The sequence below is a fragment of the Rhodococcus sp. IEGM 1409 genome, assembly GCF_030056735.1.
Taxonomy (GTDB): domain Bacteria; phylum Actinomycetota; class Actinomycetes; order Mycobacteriales; family Mycobacteriaceae; genus Rhodococcus_F.
Genome location: NZ_JASHKN010000002.1, coordinates 677,726 through 704,192 on the forward strand (window position 1 = coordinate 677,726; position 26,467 = coordinate 704,192).

Sequence of the window (26,467 nt, forward strand, 5' to 3'; positions counted from 1 at the left end):
GTATCGCTACGTGATCGAACAGATTCTTCCCGGTGGAGTCGCGACGGCCGAGGCCTTCGTCGATCCGCCCGGTCTGGTACCGCATCCCAGCGAGGAGGCGTTGATCGGCCGCGCCGTCGAGAAGCGTCGTCGCGAGTTCGTGACTACTCGGCACCTTGCGCGTCAGGCGATGGGCAAGCTCGGTGTTCCGTCTGCCGCTGTCATGCGCGGCGAGCGTGGTGCCCCGCTCTGGCCGCAGGGAGTGGTTGGGAGCCTCGCCCATTGCGACGGCTACCGCGGCGCTGTCCTGGCGTACTCCATGCAGGTTCGCTCACTCGGGATCGACGCCGAACCGCACGGCCCACTGCCGGATGGGGTATTGCCCGCGGTCAGCATCGAGGCGGAACGAACGTGGCTGGGTGCCCAGGACACCGGCGGTCCGGTGCATTGGGATCGAGTGCTCTTCTGCGCCAAGGAAGCCACGTACAAAGCGTGGTTTCCGCTCACCGGGCGCTGGTTGGGGTTCGAGGACGCCCACATCACTTTCGAAGCGGAGTCGGAGAATTCCGGAACTTTCACGTCACGTCTGCTCGTCCCCGGTGAGGCGACGTCCGGTCCGCCGCTCACCTCTTTCGACGGCAGGTGGTTGGTGTCGGACGGGCTGATCCTGACGGCAATTTCGGTGCAGTGAGCGCGACTGGCAGAATCGGCACACGTGTCAGCTCGTGAAATGCCTTCCTCCGGTCTTGTCGGCGCCGGAATCCTGATCGTCGACAAAGAGGCAGGTATCACCAGCCACGACGTGGTCGCTCGTTGCCGCAAGCTGTTGAACACCCGCAAGGTGGGACATGCCGGGACTCTGGATCCCATGGCGACCGGCGTCCTCGTTCTCGGGGTCGAGCGTGCGACCAAGTTGCTCGGTCTCCTGGCGCTGACCACCAAGGCGTATTCGGCGACCATTCGCCTCGGCGCAGCGACGGACACGGACGACGCCGAGGGTGAGGTCCTGACTTCCGCAGACGCTTCGCAGGTGAAAAACGCGGAGATCGCGGCGATCGTGGCCACGCTGACCGGAGACATCAAGCAGATCCCGGCGAGCGTGAGTGCTATCAAGGTCGACGGTCAGCGCGCACACGCATTGGTGCGAGCAGGAGAAACCGTCGAACTCGCGCCGCGCCCGGTGACGGTGTCGACTTTCGAGGTTCTGGCTCGGCGAGATGTCCCGGGGGGCTTCGTCGATCTGGACGTCGACGTGGAGTGCTCGTCCGGTACGTACATCCGCTCGCTCGCGCGGGATCTCGGTCGTGAGTTGGGCGTCGGCGGTCATTTGACGGCACTGCGCCGCACCCGCGTCGGGCCGTTCACTCTCGAACATGCGCGCACGCTCGAAGATCTGGCGGAGCAGCCGGGTGTGAGCCTCGATATCGATCAGGCCGCGCAGACAGCCTTCCCGCATCGGCAGATCACGGCGGAGGAAGCCGAGGCGATCAGCCAGGGTCGTTGGCTCGAGCCGATCGGGATGAAGGGGATCTGTGCGGCCATCGATCCCACCGGTCACACGATTGCGCTTCTGCAGGAGAAGGGTCGTCGCGCCAGTTCGGTGATGGTCGTGCGGCCGGCGACGCTGCGCGGGTGATCGTCCGCGAGCGTGTCGACGGCGACCTCGACGGTTGCGTCGATGTGCTGGCGCGGGTCCACGAGTGCGACGGATATCCGAACACGTGGCCGCAGAACCCACGCCGCTGGCTCAGTTCGCCCACAGTGGTGAAGGCGTGGGTCGGTGAGAGTGACGGCTGTGTTGTCGGTCATGTCGCCGTCGACAGCGAGGTCGGAGGCGCGCCGACACCCGCGGGATCGACAGCCGTATCGCGATTATTCGTTCATCCCCGTGTACGCGGGAACGGCCTCAGCGGTGCGCTACTCGACGCTGTGACGGATTATGCAGCCGAGAGTCAGTTGGGACTGGTGCTCGACGTCGTCGCGGATTCAGCGCCGGCGATCGCGCTGTACGAGCGTCGAGGTTGGGTATACGTCGACGAGAGGCTCGCCGACTGGACCCGGGCAGATGGCGTCCGACCCGTGGAACGGCGATACCGACTGCCGCTCTGAGCGGCTAGACGAGCCAAATTGCTTGAGCGACTGGGCTTCCCAGGTCAATGGTGTTCGGGCTGTCGCCGAGTCGCACGGAAACGGTACCGGCGAAATCGCGGCGCTCCTCGACAGTGATCTCGACATCGAGACTGACGCCGACGGAATCGAAATACCGGAGCATTTCGGGATCGGAATCGGAGATCCGGGCAACGCGACCCCGTTCGCCGTTGGCGAAGTCGCTGAGCTGGCGGGCCGGGGGAGTCGGTACCGAACCATCGGTGGCGGGAATGGGATCACCGTGTGGGTCGCGTTCGGGGAAGCCGAGTTTGGCGTCCATCCGGGAGATCATCAAATCGGAAACGGCATGTTCGAGGACTTCGGCTTCGTCGTGAACTTCGTCCCAGCCGTACCCGAGTTCCTGAACGAGGTAGGTCTCGATCAACCGGTGGCGCCGGACCATGGACACAGCAGCGGCGCGGCCACTGTCCGTCAAGGCGATGGAACCGTAGCGGGCGTGATCGACCAGGCCCTGGTCCGAGAGTTTGCGGATGGCCTCTGACACGGTCGAGGCCGAGACGCTCATCTTCTCGGACAGGAGTTTGGTGGAAACCCGCTCGTGTGACCACTCCTGGATCGTCCAGATGACCTTGAGGTAGTCCTGAGCCACCGACGAGAGTGCGAGCGTGTCGATTGCCGCGTCGTGCGCCGAAGTGTTGTCGCTGTCCGACGCCGATGATGCTTCCGAGGTTCCGGTCTTGTGAGCTGCCACAACGCTTAGCTTAGGCTACGAAATCCGGAACTTCCGTACGTGAGCGGCAGCACAGCGGCGATTCGCTGGGCGGGTCCGAACGTGACCCGCCGCTAGTGGACCCGTAGGCTGCCAATCGTGCTGAGATGGCGTGGTCTCGACGAAGTTCCGGCCGATTGGGGTCGTTGTGTGCTCACTATCGGTGTGTTCGACGGTGTGCATCGTGGGCATGCCCAATTGATAGCGAGAGCGGTTACCGCTGCCCGCAAACGTGGTGTTCCGAGCGTGTTGATGACGTTCGACCCGCATCCCATGGAGGTTGTGCGGCCGGGTAGTCATCCAGCCCAGTTGACGACGCTGCAACGGCGTGCGGAATTGGCTCAGGATCTGGGCATCGACGTCTTCTGCGTGATGCCGTTCACCGCTGATTTCATGAAGCTGACGCCCGAGCGTTACGTCCACGAAATTCTCGTCGAACGCCTGCATGTCGCCGAGGTGGTGGTGGGGGACAACTTCACCTTCGGCAAGAAGGCGCTCGGCAATGTCGATCTTCTACGTGAGATGGGCGCTCGCTTCGGCTTTGCCGTCGACGGCGTCCAGCTGCTCGCCGAGCATGCGGTGACGTTCTCGTCCACCTACATTCGCTCGTGCGTCGACGCAGGCGACATGGAAGCGGCTACCGAAGCTCTCGGCCGTCCCCATCGTGTCGAAGGTGTAGTCGTTCACGGTGACAAGCGTGGACGTGAGTTGGGATTCCCCACGGCCAACGTTGCACCGCCGATGTTTTCGGCCATCCCGGCCGACGGTGTGTACGCAGCCTGGTTCACGGTGCTCGGCGCCGGTGAGGAACTCGGAACTGTCGTTCCCGGTCGTCGATACCAAGCTGCAGTGTCTGTAGGGACCAATCCGACCTTCTCCGGCCGGACCCGAACCGTCGAGGCGTACGTACTCGACACCGAAGCCGACCTGTACGGACAACATGTCGCGGTCGATCTGGTTTCGCGGATTCGCGGGATGGAGAAGTTCGACTCGATCGAGTCGCTCGTCACGGCGATGAACCGGGACGTCGAACGCGCTCGCGAAATCCTGAGTGAGGATGCAGAGCGCAGCGTGGGGTGAGTTCGCCCTGCGTTGGTGGCGGCGGCCACATTCGTTGTAGGTGTGCGAATGCGCCGCATTGCTGCTGGTAGGATCTTCTCTCGGTACGTGCTGCGGTTTGCGGTGGCCGCGCCCGATCTAGTTCCTTTCACGCAAACGTCATTACAGGAGTGAATCAAGTGGCATTGACCACGGAAGAAAAGAAGGTCGTTCTCGGCGAGTACGGCTTGCACGAGACCGACACGGGATCGCCCGAAGCTCAGGTGGCAATGCTCACCAAGCGCATCACCGATCTCACCGAGCACCTCAAGACCCACAAGCATGACCACCACTCGCGTCGTGGACTGCTCTTGATGGTCGGTCGTCGTCGTCGTCTGCTGAAGTACGTGGCAAAGACTGACGTCGCCCGCTACCGCGCGCTCATCGAGCGCCTCGGCCTGCGTCGCTAGATTTTTTGCGACGCTGATCGAAAGCAACACGGCACGCTTCGGTTTGCCGAACACTCCGTCAGCCGGCGAAGCCACGCTTATACTGGGCTTCGCTGGCTTTCGGCGTTAGCTGCCGCAAGGCAGTTTCCGCTGTCGGCGCATATGCACAGTTGGTGCAGTGCGTAGTCAGCACACCGTATGCACCAGAGAACGTGGTGTCGGTTGTCGGTAGTGGTTCTCCGGGCCGGGCAAGTGCCCGAAAGCTCCGGCGGACTTCGATCGACGGCCGCCCGAACGTCGTGACGTCCCGAAGCAGAAATCGCTCGCATAGTAGGAGCGTCTGCAATTCAAGAGGGGGACGTCCCTCGGTGCGCAGTTTCCACCAGGAGGGTGGAAACGCCCGCGCGGGTACGGCGAAGACGAGAGGGAAGTGAAGAGAAAAGAATGACAGACAATTCCGTAGTAGAGGTCGACGAAGGCGTGTTCGAATCCACCGCCGTGATCGACAACGGGTCTTTCGGTACCCGCACCATCCGTTTCGAGACCGGACGCCTTGCTCAGCAGGCCGCCGGCGCCGTCGTTGCTTACCTGGACGACGAGACCATGCTGCTGTCCGCCACGAGCGCCAGCAAACACCCCAAGGAGCACTTCGACTTCTTCCCCCTGACGGTGGACGTCGAAGAGCGCATGTACGCAGCGGGCCGCATCCCCGGTTCGTTCTTCCGTCGTGAGGGACGCCCCTCCACCGACGCGATCCTGACCTGCCGCCTCATCGACCGGCCGCTGCGCCCGTCGTTCGTCGACGGTCTCCGTAACGAGATCCAGGTCGTCGTCACGGTCATGAGCCTCAACCCGCAGGATCTCTACGACGTCGTGGCTATCAACGCCGCTTCCGCGTCGACGCAGATCGCGGGCCTGCCGTTCTCCGGACCCGTCGGTGGCGTGCGTGTTGCACTCATCGTCTCCGACGACAACAAGGCCGGCCAGTGGGTTGCATTCCCGACTGTCGATCAGCTCGAGAACGCCGTGTTCGACATGGTCGTCGCCGGCCGCGTCGTGTCCGGCAGCGGTGACAATGCCGACGTCGCGATCATGATGGTCGAGGCCGAGGCCACCGACAACGTCATCGCGAAGATCGCCGACGGCGCTCAGGCACCGACAGAGGCCATCGTCGCCGAGGGCCTCGAGGCCGCCAAGCCGTTCATCGCACGCCTGTGCGCTGCACAGGCAGCACTGGCATCCAAGGCTGCAAAGCCCACGGGTGACTACCCGGTCTTCCCGGCGTACCAGGACGACGTATTTGCTGCCGTCGAGGCTGCTGCGTCCGAAAAGCTCAATGCCGCACTGACAATCGCCGGCAAGCAGGAACGCGACGACAAGACCGACGAGGTCAAGGTCGAGGTTCTCGAGCAGGTTGCACCGAACTTCGAAGGCCGCGAGAAGGAACTGGGAGCAGCGTTCCGCTCGCTCACCAAGAAGCTGGTTCGCCAGCGCATCCTGCGCGATCAGTTCCGCATCGACGGTCGCGGCGTCACGGACATCCGTTCGCTGTCTGCCGAGGTCGCGATCATCCCGCGCGCACACGGCTCCGCACTTTTCGAGCGCGGCGAGACCCAGATCCTGGGTGTCACCACTCTCGACATGGTCAAGATGGCGCAGCAGGTCGACTCGCTCGGTCCCGAAACCAGCAAGCGCTACATGCACCATTACAACTTCCCGCCGTACTCGACCGGTGAGACGGGCCGCGTCGGTTCGCCGAAGCGTCGCGAAATCGGTCACGGTGCACTCGCCGAGCGCGCTCTCATGCCGGTTCTGCCCAGCGTCGAAGAGTTCCCGTACGCCATCCGCCAGGTCTCCGAGGCCTTGAGCTCCAACGGTTCAACCTCGATGGGTTCGGTGTGTGCTTCCACGCTCGCACTGCTCAACGCCGGTGTCCCGCTGCGCGCTCCGGTTGCCGGTATCGCCATGGGTCTGGTTTCCGACCAGGTCGACGGTGAAACCCGTTACGTGGCTCTGACCGACATTCTCGGCGCCGAAGATGCCTTCGGTGACATGGACTTCAAGGTCGCAGGAACCAAGGACTTCGTCACGGCTCTGCAGCTGGACACGAAGCTCGACGGCATCCCGTCCAAGGTTCTCGCCGGCGCGCTGTCGCAGGCGAAGGACGCCCGGACCACGATCCTCGAGGTCATGGCCGAGGCCATCGACACCCCGGACGAGATGAGCCCGTTCGCTCCCCGCGTGACGGCCATCAAGGTCCCCGTCGACAAGATCGGTGAGGTCATCGGCCCCAAGGGCAAGATGATCAACTCCATCACCGAGCAGACCGGTGCCAGCATCTCCATCGAGGACGACGGCACCGTGTTCGTCGGTGCCACCGATGGACCGTCTGCGCAGGCCGCGATCGACATGATCAACGCCATTGCCAACCCGCAGCTCCCCAAGGTCGGCGAGCGGTTCCTGGGCACGGTCGTCAAGACCACCGCCTTCGGTGCCTTCGTTTCGCTCCTGCCGGGACGCGACGGACTGGTGCACATCTCGAAGCTGGGCAGCGGTAAGCGCATTGCCAAGGTCGAAGACGTGGTCAACGTCGGATCCAAGATCCGCGTCGAGATCGCCGACATCGATGCACGCGGCAAGATCTCGCTGATCCCGGTCGAAGAGGGCAACGACGAGGCTGCCGCTCCGGCCGCCGACGAGGCTGCTTCCGAGTAGATCTCACTTCGTACTCTGATGCGGCCCCGCGCGGATTTCCGTGCGGGGCCGCATCTGTACTGTCTGTAGACAGCTGATTCACCACTTGCACCGATTCACCACTGCACCGAGGACTGCTGAACCTTTTCATGGCAAAGACCACTCCCAACACCACGCGCAGCCGCAGCGCTGTGCTGAAATCGCCGATCGATGCGAAGTCTCCTGAATCGGGAGTGCAGCGCACGGTCCTTCCCGGCGGCCTGCGCGTCGTCACCGAATTCATCCCCGGTGTGCGTTCCGCTTCCGTCGGCGTGTGGGTCGGAGTCGGCTCCCGCGACGAGCAGCCGAGTGTGGCCGGTGCCGCGCATTTTCTCGAGCACCTGCTGTTCAAGTCGACGCCGTCACGGACGGCGTTGGACATCGCGCAGGTCATGGATGGTGTGGGCGGCGAACTCAATGCATTCACGTCGAAGGAACACACCTGTTTCTATGCGCACGTGATCGACGACGACCTTCCGATGGCGGTGGACCTTGTCGCCGACGTCGTGCTGCGTGGGCGTTGCAGAACCGCGGACGTCGACGTCGAGCGGCAAGTAGTGCTCGAAGAGATCGCGATGCGCGACGACGATCCGGAAGATCTGCTCGGCGACGCGTTCCTGACCGCGTTGTTCGGCGATCATCCTGTCGGTCGTCCGATCATCGGTAGCGTCGAATCGATCGAGTCGATGTCGCGCAATCAGTTGCATTCCTTCCATGTTCGGCGTTACACGCCACAGCGGATGGTGCTGGCCGTAGCGGGAAACGTCGACCACAAGCAGGTAGTGACGCTCGCCCGCCGTGCATTTGCCGGGCATCTCGAGCGTGGGATCAAGCCGGCGCCGCGGCGCGAAGGCACTTTGCGTTTGCGAACGATGCCTGAACTGAGCTTGACCCATCGCGACAGCGAGCAGGTCCATCTTGCGCTCGGGGTTCGTGCGTTCGGCCGGCACGAGGGCCATCGCTGGGCGCTGTCGGTTCTCAACGCCGCAGTTGGTGGCGGGCTGAGTTCTCGTCTGTTCCAAGAGATTCGGGAGAAGCGCGGGCTCGCGTACTCCGTCTATTCCGGCGTCGACACCTTCGCGGATACCGGAGCGTTCTCCGTGTACGCCGGTTGCCAGCCGGAGAACCTCGGGGAGGTCGCCACGGTGATCCGTGAGGTACTCGCGAACGTGGCGAGGGACGGAATCACCGATGCCGAGATTGCCCGCGCCAAGGGATCGCTGCGCGGCGGATTGGTTCTGGCACTGGAAGATTCAGGCTCACGCATGAACCGTATCGGTCGCAGTGAACTGAACTACGGCAACCATCGCAGTGTTGCACAGACGCTCGCGACCATCGACGAAGTCACCTCCGAAGAGGTGCGCGAGGTGGCGCAGGTGCTCTTGACGAGGCCGTTTGCAGCCGCCGTCGTCGGCCCGTACAAGCGGGTTCGTGATCTTCCCGCGTCGGTGCGTGGGATCGTGGGCAAGTAGCTCGAACAAATCGAAATCGGGGTGTGCAGTTGAAGATCCGTGGTGCAGTGCTCGAAGAGATCGGCCGGGAGCGTCCCTTTGCCGAGTCGACTCCGATTTCGATTTCGGAACTCGATCTCGAATCCCCGGGCCCGGGTGAGATCCTCGTCAAGATCGAAGCTGCCGGGCTTTGTCACTCCGACCTCTCCGTGGTCGACGGGAACCGTGTTCGTCCCGTGCCGATGTTGTTGGGGCACGAGGCGGCCGGTCGGATCGTCGAGCTCGGGGACGGAGTCGATTCGCTCTCGGTTGGCGCCCGCGTCGTGATGACGTTTCTTCCGCGGTGTGGTGAGTGCGCGGGATGCGCCACTGACGGGCGGATGCCGTGCACGGTGGGCAGCGCCGCCAACAACGACGGCAGTTTGCTCGGCGGCGCGCAACGACTGCGGCGCGCCGGCGAGAACATCAAACATCATCTCGGCGTTTCGGGTTTCGCGACGCATACGGTGGTCAACGCCAAGTCGGTAGTTGCCGTCGACGACGACATCCCGGCCGAGATCGCAGCCGTCCTCGGTTGCGCGGTGTTGACCGGCGGGGGAGCACTGCTCAACGCGGCCAGGCCTCGCCCGGCCGACACGGTGATGGTGGTCGGCTTGGGCGGAGTCGGGATGGCCGCAATCCTGACGGCGCGCGCACTCGGGGTCGAGAACGTCATCGGCGTCGACGCACTGGAATCGAAGTTGGCCCAGGCCCTGGAACTCGGCGCGACCGAAGTCTTCACACCGTCCGGGTTGTCCGAGAGTGGCGTCCGTGCAGACATCGTCGTCGAGGCTGCCGGAAATGCTCGGGCATTCGAGACCGCGGTGGCTGCGACGGCAGCGGGTGGCACGACCGTCACGGTCGGGTTGCCTGCGCCTGACGCGCGCTCGTCGATCTCGCCTCTCGGACTGGTCGCCGAAGCGCGGACCATCATCGGCAGCTACCTCGGATCCGCAGTCCCGGCACGCGACGTCCCGATCTACGCGCAGTTGTGGCGGGACGGGAAGCTACCGGTCGAGAAGCTGATCTCTTCGCGAATCGACTTGGCCGACATCAATTCCGGCATGGACGAACTTGCCGAAGGAAAAGCAATCCGACAGGTCATTATTTTCGAATCGGAGTAGTAGCACGCTGGCGTTATGCAGCGTTTATGCTCCTGCAACGAGATGAATATCCACGCGAGCCGCCCGGGAAAATCGTTACCTCCTGTAACGCTCCTCCTGTACTGGACGACTATTCGAATGACGTTGCGTGACGCCCCGGGGGTCGGTCGTACGTTTTCCAAAAGCTGATTGGGGAGAAGATATGCCGGTTCGTGGGTTCTTTTCGCGACATCGAATACTGGCGGGTGCAGTAGCGCCCGCAGCGCTCGGCGTGGCCGCACTGGTCGCGGTTGCGGTCGCTGTGGACTCTCCGGAGTCACGCACGATCGAGACGCAACTGACGTCGTCGGTCACCGAGTGTCACGACATGGTGAGCATCGCGGTTGCCGGTCGACACGACACGCCGGACGCTTCGACGGTGAAGATGTTGCTGGGAGCCGACGGGAAGCCCCTTCCGGCCGCCCTGTCCGGTGACTACAAGAGTGAACGCGTCGACCAGGTGATCAATCCGGCAGGCTCCGTCAACGCGAACAAGCCCGGCTCGTACGCGGCTGTGTACATCGCGTATCCGGCCAACATGGCGTCCTACGAGGACGCCGTCGCTGCCGGCGCTGCAAACACGCAGTCCGTGATGAGTGCCATCGCGAAGGAATGCCCGAAGACTCAGTTCTCGATCGTCGGATACAGCGAGGGCGCCGATGTGGTGCGTCGCGTCGCGATGGACATCGGTACGCAGGAGAACAACGAGTTCGGGGTAGACCCGGACAAGGTTGTCGGTGTGGTCATGCTGGCAGATGCAGGCCGTGAAGCCGGCGAGGGCACGTTCCTCGGTGCCAAGAATCCGTTCACGAACCCGGACAATTTCAATACGAAGTACCAGAACGGTACCTCCGCGACACCCGGCGAAGGTGTCCTCCCCGACACTGCCGGAGGTTTCGGCAAGCTGAACGGCAAGGTCGCGTCCTTCTGCTCGGACGGTGACTTCACCTGCTCGGCTCCCAGCAACATCTCCTTGTTGATCTTGGCCGCAAATGTCGGTCGGCAATTGAACATCGACCAGCTCGAATCGCAGGGTCTGAACCCGGCCACCGGCCAGGACGTCGCGGTGGTGTTCGGCCAGATCGTCTTCGAGGCGTTCGCGGACATTTCGTCCAATCCCAACTGGATGCAGAGTGACGAGACCTTCCTTCAGGTGATGCTCAAGGTGTCGGATCCGGGGTACACACCCGGTAAAACGCCCGCGCCGGCACCGGTTGCCGATGGCGAGACCGTCTCTACCGACAAGGTGTCTCCGCTGGCGTATCTGCCGCAGAAGCTCTTCAAGGAGATCGTCGGTCTGATCGCTACCAATCAGAACACGATTCCCGTGATCTTGAGCGACCCTTACCAGCAGACACTCGCTCCGGATGTCGGACACCACTTTGATTACTGGCGTGATGCGGATGCGGCCAACGGCAAGCCGTTGACTTCAGCTCAGTACGCAGCAGCCTGGCTCACCTACCTCGCCCAACAGGCGAAGGAAGGAAAGCCCGTCGACTCTACAGCGAAGCCGACCCCCGAACAGATCACCGCCGCCGTCGATGCTTACATGGCTGACGGCAATGCGGAAGGCGATGCCGCAGTGGCTGAAGGCACCGGAACCGGTCAGGCACCGGCCGGGACCACTGGCTCCACGGGATCTGCCGGGGCGCCCGCAACCACGTCACAGGTGCCTGCGGCAGGATCGGCGTCGGTCACATCGGGAGCGGCAGCCACTCCGACGAGTTCGGCGGCAGTGACGCCGACGTCGACCGTTCCGACCACACCGGTAGCGGGGACGGATGCGGCGACGGCGCCCCCGACGACGACAGCGACGTCGACGACCACGACGACGACGACGACGAAGGCGCCGGTTCCGAACCCGTAATCCTTCTCGCCGGCGTTCGTCACACGAATAGCGCTGCCACAGGCTGCGATCCGCAATTAGTTGCGGATCGCAGCCTGTTTTCATGTACGGGTTACGTACAGCGACCGTTGGTGCTTATCGTGGAAGGGAGGTTTCCGGATCACGAATCGTGGGTTTCACCGTGCACGAGCTGTCTATTGCGCAGAGTGTGGTCGAAGCCGTGTGTGAGCGTGCCGGCGAGCGACGAGTATCGAGCGTGCGGCTGGAAGTGGGACAACTCTGCGCGGTGGTTCCGCACTCCCTGTTGTTCTGCTTCGACGTCGTCACTGCGGGTACTCACGCCGAAGGTGCCAGCTTGCACATCGATCAGATTGCAACCAGCGCGCGATGCAAAAGCTGCGGCGTGACGTTCTCGCCGCCCGACATGTTCTTGCTGTGTGAATGCGGCAGTGCTGATGTCGAGGTGCTTGCCGGCCGAGAGTTGCGGATCCTGTCGATGGAAGTGAGCTGAGCATGTGCGCGACGTGTGGGTGCGGGGACACCACAGGACCTAGGGTGTCGGTAGTCGCAGACGGAGAACACGAGCAGGAACACGGTCATGGGCACGGTCACGAGTATGACCATGACCATGACCATGACCATCAGCACGATCACCCTGACCACATTGTGATTCTCGAGCAGCAGGTGCTTGCCAAGAATGACGGCATTGCACTGCACAATCGTGTGTGGATGCGGGCGCGTGGAATCACGGCGCTCAACATCATGAGTTCGCCCGGCGCGGGGAAGACGACGTTGCTGGCGCGAACGATCCGGGAACTGGAACGGCAACGACCTGTCGCAGTGATCGAAGGTGACCAGGAAACCCGGCTCGACGCCGAGCGGATTCGCGAGACGGGTGCGTCGGTGGTCCAGGTGAACACGGGTGCCGGATGTCACCTCGACGCGGAGATGATCGACCGCGCACTACACGCCCTGGATCCCGCAGCCGAGTCGCTGCTTCTGATCGAAAACGTCGGAAACCTGGTGTGCCCCGCGCTCTTCGACCTGGGCGAGGAAGGTAAGGTTGTCCTAATTTCGACGCCGGAGGGGGATGACAAGCCGAAAAAGTACCCGCACATCTTTGCCGTCGCGGACCTGGTGGTGATCAACAAGATCGACTTGCTCCCGTACGTCGAGTTCGACGTCGATGCCTGCGTCGCGCAGGCGAAAATTCTCAATCCTGCTGTGCGCGTAGTTGTTTTGTCTGCTACGACAGGTGAGGGCATGGACGAGTGGTATGAGTGGATCGGTAGTCATTCGGCGATTTCTCCGGTGGCCGTTGACAACTGATCTGCTCGGGTAGTTAATGAAATGAGTGGGTGCCACGCAAGTGGGCCGAGGTTCGACTCCGGTGGCGTCGGCGTTTCGGTGCCGCGGCAATTCGAAGCCTTTGCGTTTCGGGGCAGAGCGGCGCTGGGAGTCAGGCGCAAGTGCACCCGTGAAAGCTGCTGACATGGACACACAAAAATCGACTGCTGGCACCACGGCGGAACCTGCCTCCGAAAGCGCAGCGACCTCCCACAGCGCAGCGGCGAAAGCTGAAGAAACTTTGATCCACGTGCTGTGGATCAATGCCGGCCTCAGTTGCGACGGTGATTCGGTGGCGCTGACTGCCGCCACGCAACCCAGTATCGAGGAGATCGCGCTCGGTGCGTTGCCCGGCCTGCCTCAGGTAGCGGTTCATTGGCCGCTCATCGACTTCGAATGCGGACCGCAAGGTGGCGCTGACGATTTCCTGGAGTGGTTCTGGAAAGCCGACCGGGGAGAATTGGAGCCCTTTGTTCTTGTCGTCGAAGGATCGATACCGAACGAGAAACTTCATGACGAAGGGTACTGGTGTGGCTTCGGGAACAATCGCGAAACCGGCCAACCGGTCACCACGAGCGAATGGCTCGACAAACTGGCACCGAAAGCCACTGCGGTAGTTGCAGTCGGCACGTGCGCGACCTACGGCGGCATACATGCGATGGCCGGCAATCCGACCGGTGCGATGGGCGTGCCGGACTATCTCGGGTGGACCTGGAAATCGAAGGCTGGCATCCCGATCGTGTGCGTTCCCGGGTGTCCCATTCAGCCGGACAACCTCTCCGAGACCCTGACCTATCTTCTGTACATGGCCACTGACCAGGCGCCGATGATTCCCTTGGACGAATCCTTGCGCCCGCAATGGCTTTTCGGTGCCACCGTTCACGAGGGCTGTGACCGTGGCGGATACTACGAGCAGGGCGAGTTCGCGACGGAGTACGGGTCACCGAAGTGCATCGTCAAACTCGGGTGTTGGGGCCCGGTCGTGAAATGCAATGTCCCCAAACGCGGTTGGATCAACGGAGTCGGCGGGTGTCCCAACGTCGGCGGGATCTGCATCGGGTGCACGATGCCGGGATTCCCCGACAAGTTCATGCCGTTCATGGATGAACCACCCGGCGGCAAACTCTCCACCAAAGCGGTGGGAATGTACGGGTCCGTGATCCACAGTCTGCGCCGGATCACCGGTCACACGTTGGACAAGGAACCGCACTGGCGCGAGCGCGGGTCGAAGTTGCTCACCGGTGCAACGCGTACGTGGTGACCGACCGGATACATTCAAATCAGTTCGTGAGCAAAGTCTCTGGGAGGCACTGCAATGACGGCCATCGTTCCCGAACCCACCTCGACTGCGGACCGCGACGGTCTTGTCGAGATGGCGTGGGACCCCATCACCCGAATCGTCGGTAGCCTGGGCATCTACACCAAGATCGACTTCGCCAATCGCGAAGTGGTGGAGTGCCACAGCACGTCGTCGATCTTTCGTGGGTATTCCCTGTTCATGAAGGGGAAGGACCCTCGCGACGCACATTTCATCACCAGCCGTATCTGCGGCATCTGCGGTGACAATCACGCCACGTGCTCGTGCTACGCACAGAACATGGCGTACGGCGTCAAGCCGCCGCATCTGGGCGAGTGGATCGTCAACCTCGGCGAGGCCGCCGAGTACATGTTCGACCACAACATCTTTCAAGAGAATCTGGTCGCGGTCGATTACTGCGAGAAGATGGTCTCCGAGACGAATCCCGGCGTGCTGGCGCAGGCGGAGAACACTCGCTGCCCGCACGAGGACCAGCATGGTTATCGCACGATCGCCGACATCATGCGGACTCTCAATCCCTTCACGGGCGAGTTCTATCGCGAAGCGCTGCAAGTCTCGCGTTCGACTCGTGAAATGTTCTGCCTGATGGAGGGTAGGCACGTCCACCCGTCGACGCTCTATCCCGGTGGCGTCGGCACGGTCGCGACGATCGAACTGATGACGGACTACATGTCGCGGCTGATGCGGTACGTCGAATTCATGAAGAAGGTCGTGCCCATGCACGATGACCTGTTCGACTTCTTTTACGAGGCGCTACCTGGTTACGAAAAGGTAGGCCTGCGGCGGACCTTGCTGGGTTGTTGGGGTTCGTTCCAAGACCCCGAGTACTGCAATTTCTCGTACAAGGACATGACCGACTGGGGCCGGAAGATGTTTGTCACTCCCGGTGTGGTCGTCGACGGAAAGTTGGTCACCACAGATCTGGTGGACATCAACCTCGGTATCCGAATCATGCTGGGTTCCTCGTATTACGAGGACTGGAGTGATCAGGAGATGTTCGTCAAAACCGATCCGCTGGGTAACCCGGTCGATCGCAGGCACCCCTGGAATCAACACACCAACCCACACCCGCAGAAGCGGAACCTCGAGGACAAGTACAGCTGGGTCATGTCACCGCGATGGTTCGACGGAAAAGACAATCTCGCTCTGGACACCGGAGGGGGAGCATTGGCCCGTCTGTGGAGCACCGCTCTTGCCGGCCTGGTCGACATCGGATACCTCGAGTCGACCGGACACAGTGTGAAGATCAATCTTCCGAAAACAGCGTTGAAGGGTCCGGTCTCGCTGGAGTGGAAAATCCCAGAGCATGGCAGCAATACTCTCGAAAGAAACCGTGCGCGAACCTATTTCCAGGCTTATGCAGCGGCCGCCGCCCTTCATTTCGCCGAGAAGGCGCTTGTCGAGATCCGGGCCGGCCGCACCAAGACATGGGAGTCGTTCGAGGTCCCGGACGAGGGTATCGGCTGCGGATTCACCGAAGCCGTCCGCGGAGTTCTCTCACATCACATGGTGATTCGTGACGGAAAGATCGCGAACTATCACCCGTACCCACCGACACCGTGGAATGCGAGCCCGCGCGACAGCTACGGGACCCCCGGTCCATACGAGGACGCCGTGCAGGGCCAGCCGATATTCGAGGAGAATGATCGAGACCACTTCAAGGGCATCGACATCATGCGGACCGTGCGTAGTTTCGATCCCTGCCTGCCGTGCGGCGTTCACATGTACCTCGGCGGCGGCAAGACCCTGGAGAAGTTGCACTCGCCGACGCAGTCCGTGACCGGGGAGTGATCGATGGAACAATCGGCCGACTACTGGCGCGGAGCAGGTGAGCGCATCGAGACGTTGTTGCAGGCCAATGCCGGTGCAGGACCGGTGGCCAGAGATCGCGCCGAGCAACTGGTGCGTGAGGTCGTGCAGTTGTACGGCGCAGCACTCGAACGCACCGTCGCGCTGGCGGACCCGGCCACGATGGATGCGATGGTTCGCGACGATCTGGTGTCCAGCCTGCTACTGGTGCACGGACTTCACCCGCACGACGTCGAGACCCGCGTACGCACTGCGCTCGACAGCGTGCGTCCGTACCTCGGTTCGCACGGAGGTGACGTCGAACTGATCGAGGTGGCGGGCGGTGTGGTGCGACTACGGCTTCTCGGGAGCTGTAACAGCTGTCCTTCGTCCTCGGTCACCCTCGAAACCGCCGTCCAGGATGCGGTGCAGGCGGCGGCACCCGAGACCACCGGAATAGACGTCGAAACACCCGACCCTCACGAGGTGAAGTCGGGTGTGATCTCGGTCGAGTCCCTGTTCTCGCACGTACACGCCGGCGGGGGAGGTGCGCACTGGGTGGAGGTCCCCGAGTTTGCCGAAGTCGACGTGGGTGAGGTCGCGGGGTTCCGGGTCTCGGGCACCGATCTGCTGGTCTGTCGCTCCGGTGACGATCTGTACGCGTATCGCGACCATTGCCCAGTGTGTGAGCACTCGATGGCGGGGGCTGTGCTCGAACGCATGATGGGCCGACCTGCCCAAGACGCCGCCGTTCTGACCTGTCCGACGTGCTCTGCCCACTTCAGTGTGTACGGAGCGGGAGCGCGGGTGGGCACCGGCTCCGAGCACCTGGCGCCTGTGCCGGTGCTGATTCGCGACGGAGTGCTCTCAGTCGCGCTTGCTGACGATTCAGTGATTCCGGTGACCTAGCCGTGAATGAAGTCCGGTCATGAAAGTCACTGTGGGAGAAGTGCTCACACGAATCGCCTCGACGCGTGCCGTTCCGACCGGACCGCGGTGTGAGATGTGCGCGGCGGGCATAGGTGACGAACACCAACACGTCGTGGACGTACAGGTCCGGAGCCTGATGTGCGTGTGCCGTCCCTGCTATCTACTCTTTGCGCCGGTCGACGCGGACCTTCGATACAAAGCGGTTCCCGATCGGTATCTCGAATTTCCGAACTTCGACCTGGGACCTGGCCGGTGGGAGTCCCTGGAAATCCCCGTCGGCCTGGCATTCTTCTTTCGAAACTCACTCCTCGACAAGCACATAGTCTTCTACCCGGGGCCGGCCGGAGCTACCGAATCCGAGTTGCCCATCGACTCGTTCGAGACTGTGCTCGAGGAGAATCCGGGGCTCTCGCAGATGCGGGCCGACGTCGAAGCCTTGATAGTGTCCGTGCCCACGTCAGGACAATCGCCGAGATGCTTTGTTGTTCCCATCGACGCCTGTTACGAACTGGTGGGACGGTTGCGTACTGTGTGGCGCGGATTCGACGGTGGCCAGGATGCCGCACGCGCAGTGGACGAGTTCTTCGGGCGCGTCGAGGCGCGAAGCAGGTCGGCATGACTGTTCTCGACTTCTCGGTCGACAACGTGGAGGTGGAACCGTACGCGGTTACGCCGAATCTGACGGTGAGATTGAGGATGTCGGAATCCACCGGCAAGACCGTCCGTGCGGTGGCTCTGCGCGCGCAGGTTCGAATCGAACCGCACCGCCGACCGTACTCCGACGCGGAAGGAGACGCCCTGCGCGATCTCTTCGGTCCGCGGGAGCGTTGGTCGAGTACGCTGCGCACCTTCCTGTGGATGGAATGCTCCACGGTCGTTCAAGGATTCACCGGAACCACGGTCGCGGCCTTACCCATGGCGTGTACGTACGACTTCTCGGTGACGGCGTCGAAGTACATGCACGCACTCTGTGACGGAACGATTCCGATCGTGGTTCTACTGAGCGGCACGGTATTCACCGACGGACCGCGTGGTTTCTCGGTCCAGCAGATCCCGTGGGACAGATCTGCTGCCTACGAACTGCCGGTCGAAGTGTGGAAACAGCTGATGGCCACGCATTATCCGGCCTCTGGTTGGGTACGCCTCGACCATGAGACGATTGCCGATCTCGTGCGATTCAAGGCAGCGCACGGCCTCACGGACCTCGATTCAGCCATGCGGCAGTTGCTGACGGCGAGCCAGGTGCAGCGATGACCCGAACTGAGATGGATCACGACGTTCGGGCCGTGGCCGACGCTGTCCTCTACGAGGGATATCTTCTCTATCCCTACCGGGCCGGCTCGGCGAAGAATCAATCCCGTTGGCAGTTCGGGGTTCTCGGACCGCCAGGCGCCGCCGAGGTCGGAGTCGGCGAGGAATCGTCGATGTCCGCGCAATGTCTGCTCGGTGAAGCCGAGGGGAGCGGCCCTGATGTCGGCCCCGTCGAAGTGACTGCGACTGTGAGATTTCTGCACCACCAGTCACGGACGGTTGAACGACTCGGCGCCGGCGGCGCGTGGATCCCGGTCGATCGGTTGGTAGTCGACGAGCGCGAGTCGATCTCGTGGGACGAAGCCACCGAATCCGAGATCGTCTTGGGTCCGTGGGGTATGGACGACCTCGACGCCGGCGTCGAAGAAACCTTCTGTGCGGCGGGAGTTGTCGACGGAGAGACTCTGTCGGATTCTCTCGGCAGGGTGGTCGGACGGATCGTTCGGACACGGCTACCAGTGAATGGCTTCTTGGCAGCGGGCGCCTCTGCAGGCGGCGCACGCACGGTGATTTCCGTGAAGATCGGGAACGCCACGAGCGTCGACGCAAAGGACAAGGGCACAGCCACGGCGCAATCGATGCTCGGCACTCACGTCATTTTGAACTGCACCGGCTCGAGGTTTCTGTCGTTGTTCGAAGAAGCAGATCATTCGGAGCCGCTGCGGCAAAATCGCTGTTATCCGGTGCTTGCGGGGACCGAGGACCCGAGTCGCCCCGGTACATCGCCCACCGTTCTGGTGTCACCGATCATCTTGTACGACTTTCCCGAGATTGCGCCGCAGAGCGAGGGATCTCTCTTCGACTCGACGGAGATCGACGAAATTCTCACCCTGAGAATCCTTGCCATGACCGACGAGGAAAAGGCGCGGGCGCGGGCAACCGACTCCAAAGCTGCCGACATCATCGACCGATGTGAGCGCTTGACGGACGACGATCTAGCCGGCCTGCACGGTGTGCTGCGAGATTCGCACGCCGGTTCTGATCTGATACCCGAGGTGCCTGACGGCATGGACTGGTGGACCCCGGAAGCCGACACCAGTGTTCAACCACGCACCGACGCCGTTCTGATCAACGGCGTCCGCGTCTCTGGTGGAAGTACAGTTCGCCTTCACCCCTCACGTCGCGCTGATGCTCAGGACTTGTTCTTCGACGGCCGGATCGCCCACGTCGCCACCATTCATGAAGACGTGGACGGCGACATTCATGTTGGGGTGACACTCTTGGACGATCCGGCCGCCGATCTGCACAACTGGTACGGCCGCTACCTGTACTTCGCGCCGGACGAGATAGAGCCGATGCCGCGAGACAGCGCGAGTTGACGTACTTCACTGCTATCGGACTTCACAGCTATCGAGAGGAGTACTCGCCATGAGGAACATGGGATTGCTGTCGACGGCACTTCTCGGCGCCACCGCGATCGCAGCCGCGGTCGTTCTGGTGGTGTCGATGCCGGACATTCAGCGTTATCTGCGAATGCGAAAGATGTAAAGCGCTGTGCGCGTGCTGATTGCAGGTGTCGGAAACATATTTCTCGAAGACGACGGATTCGGCCCCGAAGTTGTTCGGGCGTTGCAGCATGAGAATCTTCCGTCGGGAGCTCGCCTGGTCGACTACGGGATTCGGGGCGTGCATTTGGCATACGACTTGTTGGAGTCCTGGGACGCGCTGGTGCTGATCGATGCCTTACCGGTGACCGGAGTCCCGGGTAAGCTCGCGATCATCGAAGTGGACCCCGAAAGTGAAGGCCCGCGAGGAGGTTTCGATGCGCACTCGATGCATCCGAGTTCGGTGTTTGCAAGCCTGCAAGCCCTCGGCGGAACACTTCCACGGACGTTCGTGGTGGGGGCACACGCGAAATCGATTGGCGACGGAATCGGATTGAGTGCAGAGATGCGTGATTCGGTCGGGCAAGCCGCCTCTGCGGTGATGGCACTCGTCAGGTCGATCGACGTGGATTGCGATGCCACCACATTGAGGCCGGAGGTGTGAGTCATGTGTCTGGGGATTCCAGGACGGGTACGCGAACTACTGCACGGATACGGCGGTCAACTCGCCCTCGTCGACGTGGAAGGTGCACCACGCAAGGTCAACATCGGAATGCTCGACGAAGGCACCGTCACCGCAGGTGACTGGGTGGTGATCCACATGGGCTTCGCAGTCGAGAAGGTCGACGAGCAGGGAGCGCGCCAAGCCCGGGCCGGCCTCGAATTGATGGGCCGTGGTGGTCATGACGGTGCGATCGACGACTCCGATACCCATACGGGTGAGGTCGGGACATGATGATCGCAAGTCGTGTCATCGTTCGTGGCGTAGTCCAGGGGGTGGGATTCCGGCCGTTCGTTCATTCGACTGCCACCGAACTGGGACTGTCGGGTTCGGTGGGAAATTCTGCTCTCGGTGTTGTAATCGAGATCGAAGGCGACGGAGAGGCAATCGATGCATTTGTCGCTCGGGTGCGACACCGCCCCCCACCGCTGGCACGGGTGGAGTCGATAGAGCGCGAAGACTCGCGACCGGTAGGTCGTCAGGGGTTTTGCATAATCGAGACGGATGCGGGGTCGGTCGGGCGAACCTTGGCGCCGGCCGACGTCGGGATCTGCGACGATTGCCTCCGGGAACTGACCGATCCCGGCGATCGGCGATTTCGTCATCCCTTCATCACCTGTACCAATTGTGGTCCACGATTCACGATCATCGAGTCGCTGCCCTACGACCGGGCCGCCACGACGATGAAACGGTTCCCGTTGTGCGCGAACTGTGCGGCGGAGTACGTGGATCCCTCGGACCGCCGGTTTCACGCGCAACCGATTGCCTGCCCGGAGTGCGGTCCGACGCTCTCATTCGTGGAACGGGGCACGGACGCGGTGACCGGCGAGGCCGCACTGCTACGAGCTCGATCGCTACTACGAGACGGGAAAATTCTTGCGGTCAAGGGAATTGGAGGGTTCCACCTGGCCTGCGATGCACGCGATGATCGCGTGGTTCACGAATTGCGTGAATGCAAGCACCGAGCAAGCAAGCCGTTGGCGGTGATGGTGCGAGATGTGCGAGAAGCCAGAGAGTTGGGTGCGATCGACGATGCCGGGGCCGATGCCATGTGCTCCCGAGAGCGCCCGATAGTGCTGGTTGCCAAAGCGTCTGGCTACGCGCTTTCGCCCTTGGTTGCCCCCGGCATCCCGGATATCGGAATCATGCTGGCCTACAACCCGATTCAGCATCTTCTTCTAGGTTTGGCCGGAGACGCTACGGGCCCGGCGGTGTTGGTCATGACATCGGCGAACATCGGTGGAGAGCCGATTCTGTACTCCGACAACCATCTCGAACGAGTGGGTGACCTGGCAGACGGGGTATTGACCCACAATCGTCCGATCTTGATGCCGTGTGACGACTCGGTGATGCGAATAGTGGCCAGTCGACGGCAGTTGCTCCGTCGCTCGCGCGGATATGCACCGCTGCCCGTCACCGCGCCGTTCGACGTACCGCCTACCTTGGCGGTCGGGGCCGATCTGAAGAACACCTTCTGTCTTGCAGAGGGCGGATATGTGTGGCCGAGTCAGCACATCGGAGACATGAGCGACCTCGCTGTTATCGACAGTTTTGCTGCGTCGGAGAGTCACTTCGAATCGATCACGGGAGTAGTGCCGCACCTGATTGCCTGTGACGAGCATCCGCGGTATCGCTCGTCCTCTTGGGCTCGCTGTCGTAGTGGTGACCGACCGGTGCGCGTCGTCGGGCATCACCACGCACATGTGGCTTCCGTGATGGGGGAGAACGGCCGGGACGGGAGCGAACCAGTTCTCGGGATAGCGTTCGACGGCACTGGCTACGGGGCGGACGGCGCAGTGTGGGGAGGGGAATTACTGCTGGCGACCTACAAGGGTTATCGCCGTCTCGCGCATCTGGGATACGTACCGCTGCCCGGGGGCGATGCCGGAGTGGAACGACCGTACCGAATGGCGCTCGCCCACCTGTGGCATGCCGGGTTGGACTGGGAATCCGACCTCGCGCCGGTGGCAGCCTGTCCGCCCCGAGAGCAGTCGGTCCTACTTCATCAGTTGGAGACCGGTTTCGGGTGTGTGGGCACCTCCAGCATGGGGCGGTTGTTCGACGCAGTCTCCTCGCTGACCGGGGTTCGGCAGAGCGTCGACTACGAAGCGCAGGCTGCCATCGAGTTGGAGGGGATTTCGAGGGGAGTCGACAGCGCCGGTTCGCGGTACACCTTCGACTGGATGCTGTCGGACGACGATTCGTGGACAGCAGATCCGCGGTCGGTCATTCGGGCTGTTGTCCGCGATCTCCGGGAGAAGGTGCCCGCCGACGTGATCGGCGCCCGTTTCCACGAATCCGTAGCGCACCTGGTGCTCGAATGGGCAATTCGTGGCCGGGAACTGGCGGGAGTGGACGAGGTAGTACTCACCGGAGGTGTCTTCCAGAACCCTCTCCTGCTCGTTCGGGCGTGTGCTCTGCTCGAAGACGCTGGATTCACGCCGTTGACAGGACTGGAGTTACCACCGAACGACGGCGGTCTCGCCTACGGCCAAGTGCTGGTCGGGAGTTCGTCATGAGGTCAGGAGTTGTGCCATGTGCCTAGCCGTACCAGGACGTATCGAGTCCCTGGAGGAACGCGACGGAACGACGATGTCGGTGGTGAACTTCGGTGGCGTCCGAAAAGAAGTGTGCCTCGAGTACATTCCGGGCGCCCAAGTCGGCGAGTACGTCGTAGTGCACGTCGGATTTGCCATCCAGCGACTCGACGAGAAATCCGCACGCAGCACGCTGGCGGAATTCGAGCACCTCGGCGTACTCGAAGAGGAATTCGGTGACGGGTTCGAAAGGGCTGCCCGGGCCGCGGGGATCGAACCGAAGGAGACGGAATCATGAAGTATCTGGACGAGTTCTCCGATCCGGAACTGGCCGGCAAACTGCTGGATCAGATCCGCGCGCTGGCCACACGGCGATGGGCGATCATGGAAGTGTGTGGTGGTCAGACACACTCGATCATCAGACACGGCATCGATCAACTACTTCCGCAACAGATCGAGATGATCCACGGACCCGGATGCCCGGTCTGCGTCACCCCGCTCGAGATCATCGACAAAGCTCTCGAAATCGCGGCACGACCCGGTGTCATTTTCTGCTCCTTCGGGGACATGTTGCGAGTTCCAGGGAGTTCGTCGGATCTGTTTCGGATCAAGAGCGCAGGCGGCGACGTGCGCGTGGTGTACTCACCGTTGGATGCACTGACTATTGCCAAAGAGAATCCGGACCGGCAAGTGGTGTTCTTCGGGATCGGATTCGAGACCACCGCGCCGGCCAACGCCATGACCGTCTATCAGGCCAATCGTCTGGGTATCGAGAACTTCTCGCTACTCGTCTCGCACGTTCTGGTCCCGCCGGCAATGGCCGCGATCATGGATTCGCCAGAGTGCCGCGTGCAGGCATTTCTGGCGGCCGGGCATGTGTGCAGTGTGATGGGAACGTCGGAGTACCCGGCGCTCGCCGCGAAGTACAAGGTCCCGATCGTCGTCACCGGATTCGAGCCGCTGGATCTGCTGGAGGGCATCAGAAAGACGGTGCTGCAGTTGGAATCGGGTCGATACGAGGTCGAAAATGCCTACGCCCGTGCTGTCACGGCCGAGGGCAACACTGCAGCGAAGGCGATGCTCGAGGACGTATTCGCGGTGTCGGATCGGACATGGCGCGGCATCGGATCGATCCCGGACAGCGGTTGGCAGTTGGCACCGAAGTATGCGCATTTTGATGCGGAGGAGCGTTTTTCGGTGACCGATATCCATACTGACGAGTCGAGCGTCTGCCGTTCCGGAGAAGTGTTGCAGGGCTTGATCAAGCCACACGAGTGCAGTGCGTTCGGGAAGGAATGCACTCCGCGGAATCCGCTCGGTGCCACGATGGTGTCGTCCGAGGGGGCGTGCGCTGCGTACTACCTGTACCGGCGCCTGGAACTTCAGGAGGCGGGTCATGCCGGCTGAGGAGACCGCTGTCGTGGACTTGTCGGCGTGGGTCTGCCCACTGCCGCTGCGTGATTCGCCGAACATCGTCATGGGGCACGGTGGTGGGGGAGCGATGTCCGCCGAGCTCATCGAGCACCTGTTCCTGCCCTCGTTCGGAAGCGCTGCCGATGCAGAACTCGGTGACTCGGCCGTATTCGACGTCGGCGGGGTGCGGCTCGCCTTCTCGACCGACTCGTACGTCGTGAAACCCATGGTGTTTCCCGGCGGAACGATCGGTGACCTTGCTGTCAACGGAACGGTGAACGACCTGGCGATGGCGGGAGCGCAGCCGTTGGTGATGTCGACGGCATTCATCCTCGAGGAAGGGACCGCGCTGACCGACATCGCGGGAATCGCGAAGGCACTCGGGCAGGCCGCTCACGTTGCCGGCGTCCGACTGGTGACGGGTGATACCAAGGTTGTCGATGCCGGTCACGGCGACGGAGTTTTCATCAACACCGCGGGAATCGGGATTGTCGCCGATGGTGTGGACATCAACCCCACCCGCGCACAAGTAGGTGACGTCGTGATAGTCAGCGGCGACATCGGTGTTCACGGGGTGGCCGTGATGAGTTGTCGCGAAGGTCTCGAATTCGGGACCGAGGTGCGCAGTGATTGCGCTGCCTTGAACGGCGTGGTCGCCGACATGATTGCCACCGGCGTCGACATCCATGTCTTGCGCGACCCTACCCGGGGCGGAGTTGCCGCGACCCTCAACGAGATCGCTCAGGCGTCGAACATCGGGGTTGCGCTGGTGGAGCGAGATCTGCCGATTCCCGCTGACGTGCGCGATGCCTGTGGGCTACTCGGCTTGGATCCGTTGTACGTCGCAAACGAGGGCAAGTTGATCGCTTTTGTTCCACGCGAAGATGCCGACCGAGTTCTGGAAGCGATGCGCGGCAATCCACTGAGTGTGGGAGCTGCCGTAATCGGGGAGTGCGTGGCCGAACATCGCGGAATGGTGGTGGCCCGTACGGCATTGGGAGGCAATCGGGTTGTGGATTTGCCGGCGGGTGAACAACTTCCGCGGATTTGCTGATGACTGCTGTCGGTACGGACGGGCCGGTGTTGTTTGCTCGTTACGCGTATCCGCCGAACGAGTTGGGTTACTGCGGACCCGATGATTCTTCAGTGTTGCTTCGACAGGCCCACGGCATCTTGGCGATTGGCGCCCGTGACCGCGCCCGTCAATTCGACGGTGCGTGGCCGTATCTCGAGGCATTGGCCGTAAGTGCGGGCATCGACGACCCCCTGGATCCGCGAGTGATCGAAGCTTATTGGGTGGGAGGGGATCTCCTCGACTCTCTCGATTCGGGGAAGTTGTTGCAGCACCTGAGAACGGCCTTCGGTGAACGCGAGAACACCGGCTTCCTCCCCGTCCTCGGGCATCGTTACCGCGCGCTCGCGCACCACAGCTTTCACGTACTTCTGGTATATCCGTGGGTCAAACTTCTTCGGAAGCGCGGTACGGTCCCACTGTCCGTCCTCCAGAATTGTCGGATCAGGTGGGGAGTGGTCGAGGACGTCGGCGAGGAGCACGCGTTGGTGGTTTCCTCCCCGCTCGAGTTCGACGGTGAGCAACTCGCACGCGGCACGCCGGTAACGCAGCGAGTGCGATGGAGCGTAGACGGCCGCTCACTTGCGGCTACGCCAGTTCAGGGCGCCGTGGTGACGATGCACTGGGATTGGCTGTGCGACACCATCACTGCAGAGCAGTCACTTGCCTTGGATGCCGCCGAAGACTCGGCATTGCAGATCGCGAACCAGATGCTGTCGACCGATACGTGATCGTCAGTTCCCCCTCGGCGATGAATGCCAAAGGGCTGGGAAGGAACGAGTACTACATCGCCGCGAGGGCATTCCCACTTGCGAGGCGCGCCTTGCGAGTGACAATTCACCGTAACCTCCGTCCGGGAAGCAGCAATGAATCGCTGGCGACGACGAAGGTGGCCACGTGTCTGTTCGACGAGCAGATGGCCACTGATGCGTAGGGTCGTTACACGATTATTTCGTCGCTGCCTGAAGACCGACCTGCGAACGCTACGAAGGAATGTGGGTGTCATGGCTGTCGCTCTCGCCGGCCGGCGATGGTGCAGGGCATCTAGACGATTCCCTTCTGATCATGCGGAACATGTTGCCGGCCAATGACTTCAGTCGCGCCGCGCACGATACCAAGACGCCCGGCGACGAGAAGACAGTGATGGGAC

General features: G+C 62.3%; 26 protein-coding genes. 25 read left to right on the plus strand and 1 reads right to left on the minus strand.

Translation table 11 applies throughout. The features are described 5' to 3' along the window. Positions 1-10: 10 nt before the first annotated feature. Genes QM716_RS09190 through QM716_RS09200 form a run of 3 tightly spaced genes read left to right on the plus strand, consistent with a single transcriptional unit; the run spans position 11 to position 2,088 of the window. The gene (locus QM716_RS09190) at positions 11-670 is read left to right on the plus strand and encodes a 4'-phosphopantetheinyl transferase family protein (RefSeq protein WP_283303844.1); all 660 of its coding nucleotides are present in this window, start codon (positions 11-13) and stop codon (positions 668-670) included. A gap of 24 nt (positions 671-694) precedes the next feature. Then, entirely contained in the window at positions 695-1,615 is a 921-nt protein-coding gene (truB, locus tag QM716_RS09195) for a tRNA pseudouridine(55) synthase TruB (RefSeq protein ID WP_283303845.1), read from the plus strand. After that, positions 1,612-2,088, plus strand: coding sequence for a GNAT family N-acetyltransferase (locus QM716_RS09200; protein WP_283303846.1), 477 nt, complete (start codon positions 1,612-1,614; stop codon positions 2,086-2,088). Before truB ends, QM716_RS09200 begins: the two co-directional genes overlap by 4 nt. Before the next feature lie 4 nt (positions 2,089-2,092). On the opposite strand, the gene QM716_RS09205 is transcribed toward QM716_RS09200, so the two are convergent. After that, positions 2,093-2,839, minus strand: coding sequence for a metal-dependent transcriptional regulator (locus QM716_RS09205; RefSeq protein ID WP_283303847.1), 747 nt, complete (start codon positions 2,837-2,839; stop codon positions 2,093-2,095). 117 nt (positions 2,840-2,956) lie between these two features. Here QM716_RS09205 and QM716_RS09210 point away from each other — a divergent pair, with 117 nt between their 5' ends. From QM716_RS09210 to QM716_RS09310, 22 genes are all read left to right on the plus strand, one after another. Further along, the gene (locus tag QM716_RS09210) at positions 2,957-3,937 is read left to right on the plus strand and encodes a bifunctional riboflavin kinase/FAD synthetase (RefSeq protein WP_283303848.1); all 981 of its coding nucleotides are present in this window, start codon (positions 2,957-2,959) and stop codon (positions 3,935-3,937) included. A 158-nt stretch (positions 3,938-4,095) separates the two neighbouring features. Further along, positions 4,096-4,365 carry a 30S ribosomal protein S15 gene (rpsO, locus tag QM716_RS09215; protein ID WP_283303849.1) on the plus strand — a complete coding sequence of 90 codons (270 nt, stop codon included), beginning with the start codon at positions 4,096-4,098 and terminating at the stop codon, positions 4,363-4,365. 423 nt (positions 4,366-4,788) lie between these two features. Further along, positions 4,789-7,059 carry a polyribonucleotide nucleotidyltransferase gene (locus QM716_RS09220; protein WP_283303850.1) on the plus strand — a complete coding sequence of 757 codons (2,271 nt, stop codon included), beginning with the start codon at positions 4,789-4,791 and terminating at the stop codon, positions 7,057-7,059. A 128-nt stretch (positions 7,060-7,187) separates the two neighbouring features. Beyond that, positions 7,188-8,549, plus strand: coding sequence for a M16 family metallopeptidase (locus QM716_RS09225; RefSeq protein ID WP_283303851.1), 1,362 nt, complete (start codon positions 7,188-7,190; stop codon positions 8,547-8,549). 29 nt (positions 8,550-8,578) lie between these two features. Beyond that, positions 8,579-9,691 (plus strand): alcohol dehydrogenase catalytic domain-containing protein, encoded by a 1,113-nt coding sequence (locus tag QM716_RS09230; protein WP_283303852.1) that lies wholly within the window; start codon positions 8,579-8,581, stop codon positions 9,689-9,691. 181 nt (positions 9,692-9,872) lie between these two features. After that, positions 9,873-11,576 carry a cutinase family protein gene (locus QM716_RS09235; protein WP_283303853.1) on the plus strand — a complete coding sequence of 568 codons (1,704 nt, stop codon included), beginning with the start codon at positions 9,873-9,875 and terminating at the stop codon, positions 11,574-11,576. 160 nt (positions 11,577-11,736) lie between these two features. After that, positions 11,737-12,066 (plus strand): hydrogenase maturation nickel metallochaperone HypA, encoded by a 330-nt coding sequence (hypA, locus tag QM716_RS09240; RefSeq protein WP_283303994.1) that lies wholly within the window; start codon positions 11,737-11,739, stop codon positions 12,064-12,066. Between the two features lie 2 nt (positions 12,067-12,068). Continuing rightward, positions 12,069-12,884 (plus strand): hydrogenase nickel incorporation protein HypB, encoded by an 816-nt coding sequence (gene hypB / locus QM716_RS09245; RefSeq protein ID WP_283303854.1) that lies wholly within the window; start codon positions 12,069-12,071, stop codon positions 12,882-12,884. 163 nt (positions 12,885-13,047) lie between these two features. After that, positions 13,048-14,163, plus strand: a complete 1,116-nt coding sequence (locus QM716_RS09250; RefSeq protein WP_283303855.1) for an NADH-quinone oxidoreductase subunit B family protein — start codon at positions 13,048-13,050, stop codon at positions 14,161-14,163. A gap of 54 nt (positions 14,164-14,217) precedes the next feature. Then, entirely contained in the window at positions 14,218-16,011 is a 1,794-nt protein-coding gene (locus tag QM716_RS09255; protein ID WP_283303856.1) for a nickel-dependent hydrogenase large subunit, read from the plus strand. Between the two features lie 3 nt (positions 16,012-16,014). Next, positions 16,015-16,917 (plus strand): NifU family protein, encoded by a 903-nt coding sequence (locus QM716_RS09260; RefSeq protein WP_283303857.1) that lies wholly within the window; start codon positions 16,015-16,017, stop codon positions 16,915-16,917. A 19-nt stretch (positions 16,918-16,936) separates the two neighbouring features. Beyond that, entirely contained in the window at positions 16,937-17,557 is a 621-nt protein-coding gene (locus QM716_RS09265; RefSeq protein WP_283303858.1) for a DUF5947 family protein, read from the plus strand. Then, the gene (locus QM716_RS09270) at positions 17,554-18,192 is read left to right on the plus strand and encodes a DUF6084 family protein (RefSeq protein ID WP_283303859.1); all 639 of its coding nucleotides are present in this window, start codon (positions 17,554-17,556) and stop codon (positions 18,190-18,192) included. Before QM716_RS09265 ends, QM716_RS09270 begins: the two co-directional genes overlap by 4 nt. Further along, entirely contained in the window at positions 18,189-19,568 is a 1,380-nt protein-coding gene (locus QM716_RS09275) for a hypothetical protein (RefSeq protein ID WP_283303860.1), read from the plus strand. Before QM716_RS09270 ends, QM716_RS09275 begins: the two co-directional genes overlap by 4 nt. Before the next feature lie 49 nt (positions 19,569-19,617). Beyond that, entirely contained in the window at positions 19,618-19,737 is a 120-nt protein-coding gene (locus QM716_RS29340; protein WP_374227973.1) for a DUF6893 family small protein, read from the plus strand. A 6-nt stretch (positions 19,738-19,743) separates the two neighbouring features. Beyond that, positions 19,744-20,238, plus strand: coding sequence for a hydrogenase maturation protease (locus QM716_RS09280; protein WP_283303861.1), 495 nt, complete (start codon positions 19,744-19,746; stop codon positions 20,236-20,238). A 3-nt stretch (positions 20,239-20,241) separates the two neighbouring features. After that, a complete protein-coding gene (locus tag QM716_RS09285) occupies positions 20,242-20,529 on the plus strand; it encodes a HypC/HybG/HupF family hydrogenase formation chaperone (RefSeq protein ID WP_283303862.1) in 288 nt (95 codons plus the stop codon). Further along, positions 20,526-22,814, plus strand: a complete 2,289-nt coding sequence (hypF, locus tag QM716_RS09290; protein WP_283303863.1) for a carbamoyltransferase HypF — start codon at positions 20,526-20,528, stop codon at positions 22,812-22,814. The genes QM716_RS09285 and hypF overlap by 4 nt, the downstream gene beginning before the upstream one ends. 16 nt (positions 22,815-22,830) lie before the next feature. Further along, complete coding sequence (locus tag QM716_RS09295) at positions 22,831-23,130, plus strand: HypC/HybG/HupF family hydrogenase formation chaperone (protein ID WP_283303864.1); 300 nt, start codon at positions 22,831-22,833, stop codon at positions 23,128-23,130. Further along, a complete protein-coding gene (gene hypD, locus QM716_RS09300) occupies positions 23,127-24,239 on the plus strand; it encodes a hydrogenase formation protein HypD (protein ID WP_283303865.1) in 1,113 nt (370 codons plus the stop codon). Before QM716_RS09295 ends, hypD begins: the two co-directional genes overlap by 4 nt. Then, positions 24,229-25,299 (plus strand): hydrogenase expression/formation protein HypE, encoded by a 1,071-nt coding sequence (gene hypE, locus QM716_RS09305; RefSeq protein WP_283303866.1) that lies wholly within the window; start codon positions 24,229-24,231, stop codon positions 25,297-25,299. Before hypD ends, hypE begins: the two co-directional genes overlap by 11 nt. Then, positions 25,299-26,048, plus strand: coding sequence for a DUF6390 family protein (locus QM716_RS09310; RefSeq protein ID WP_283303867.1), 750 nt, complete (start codon positions 25,299-25,301; stop codon positions 26,046-26,048). Before hypE ends, QM716_RS09310 begins: the two co-directional genes overlap by 1 nt. The last annotated feature ends 419 nt before the right edge of the window (positions 26,049-26,467 follow it).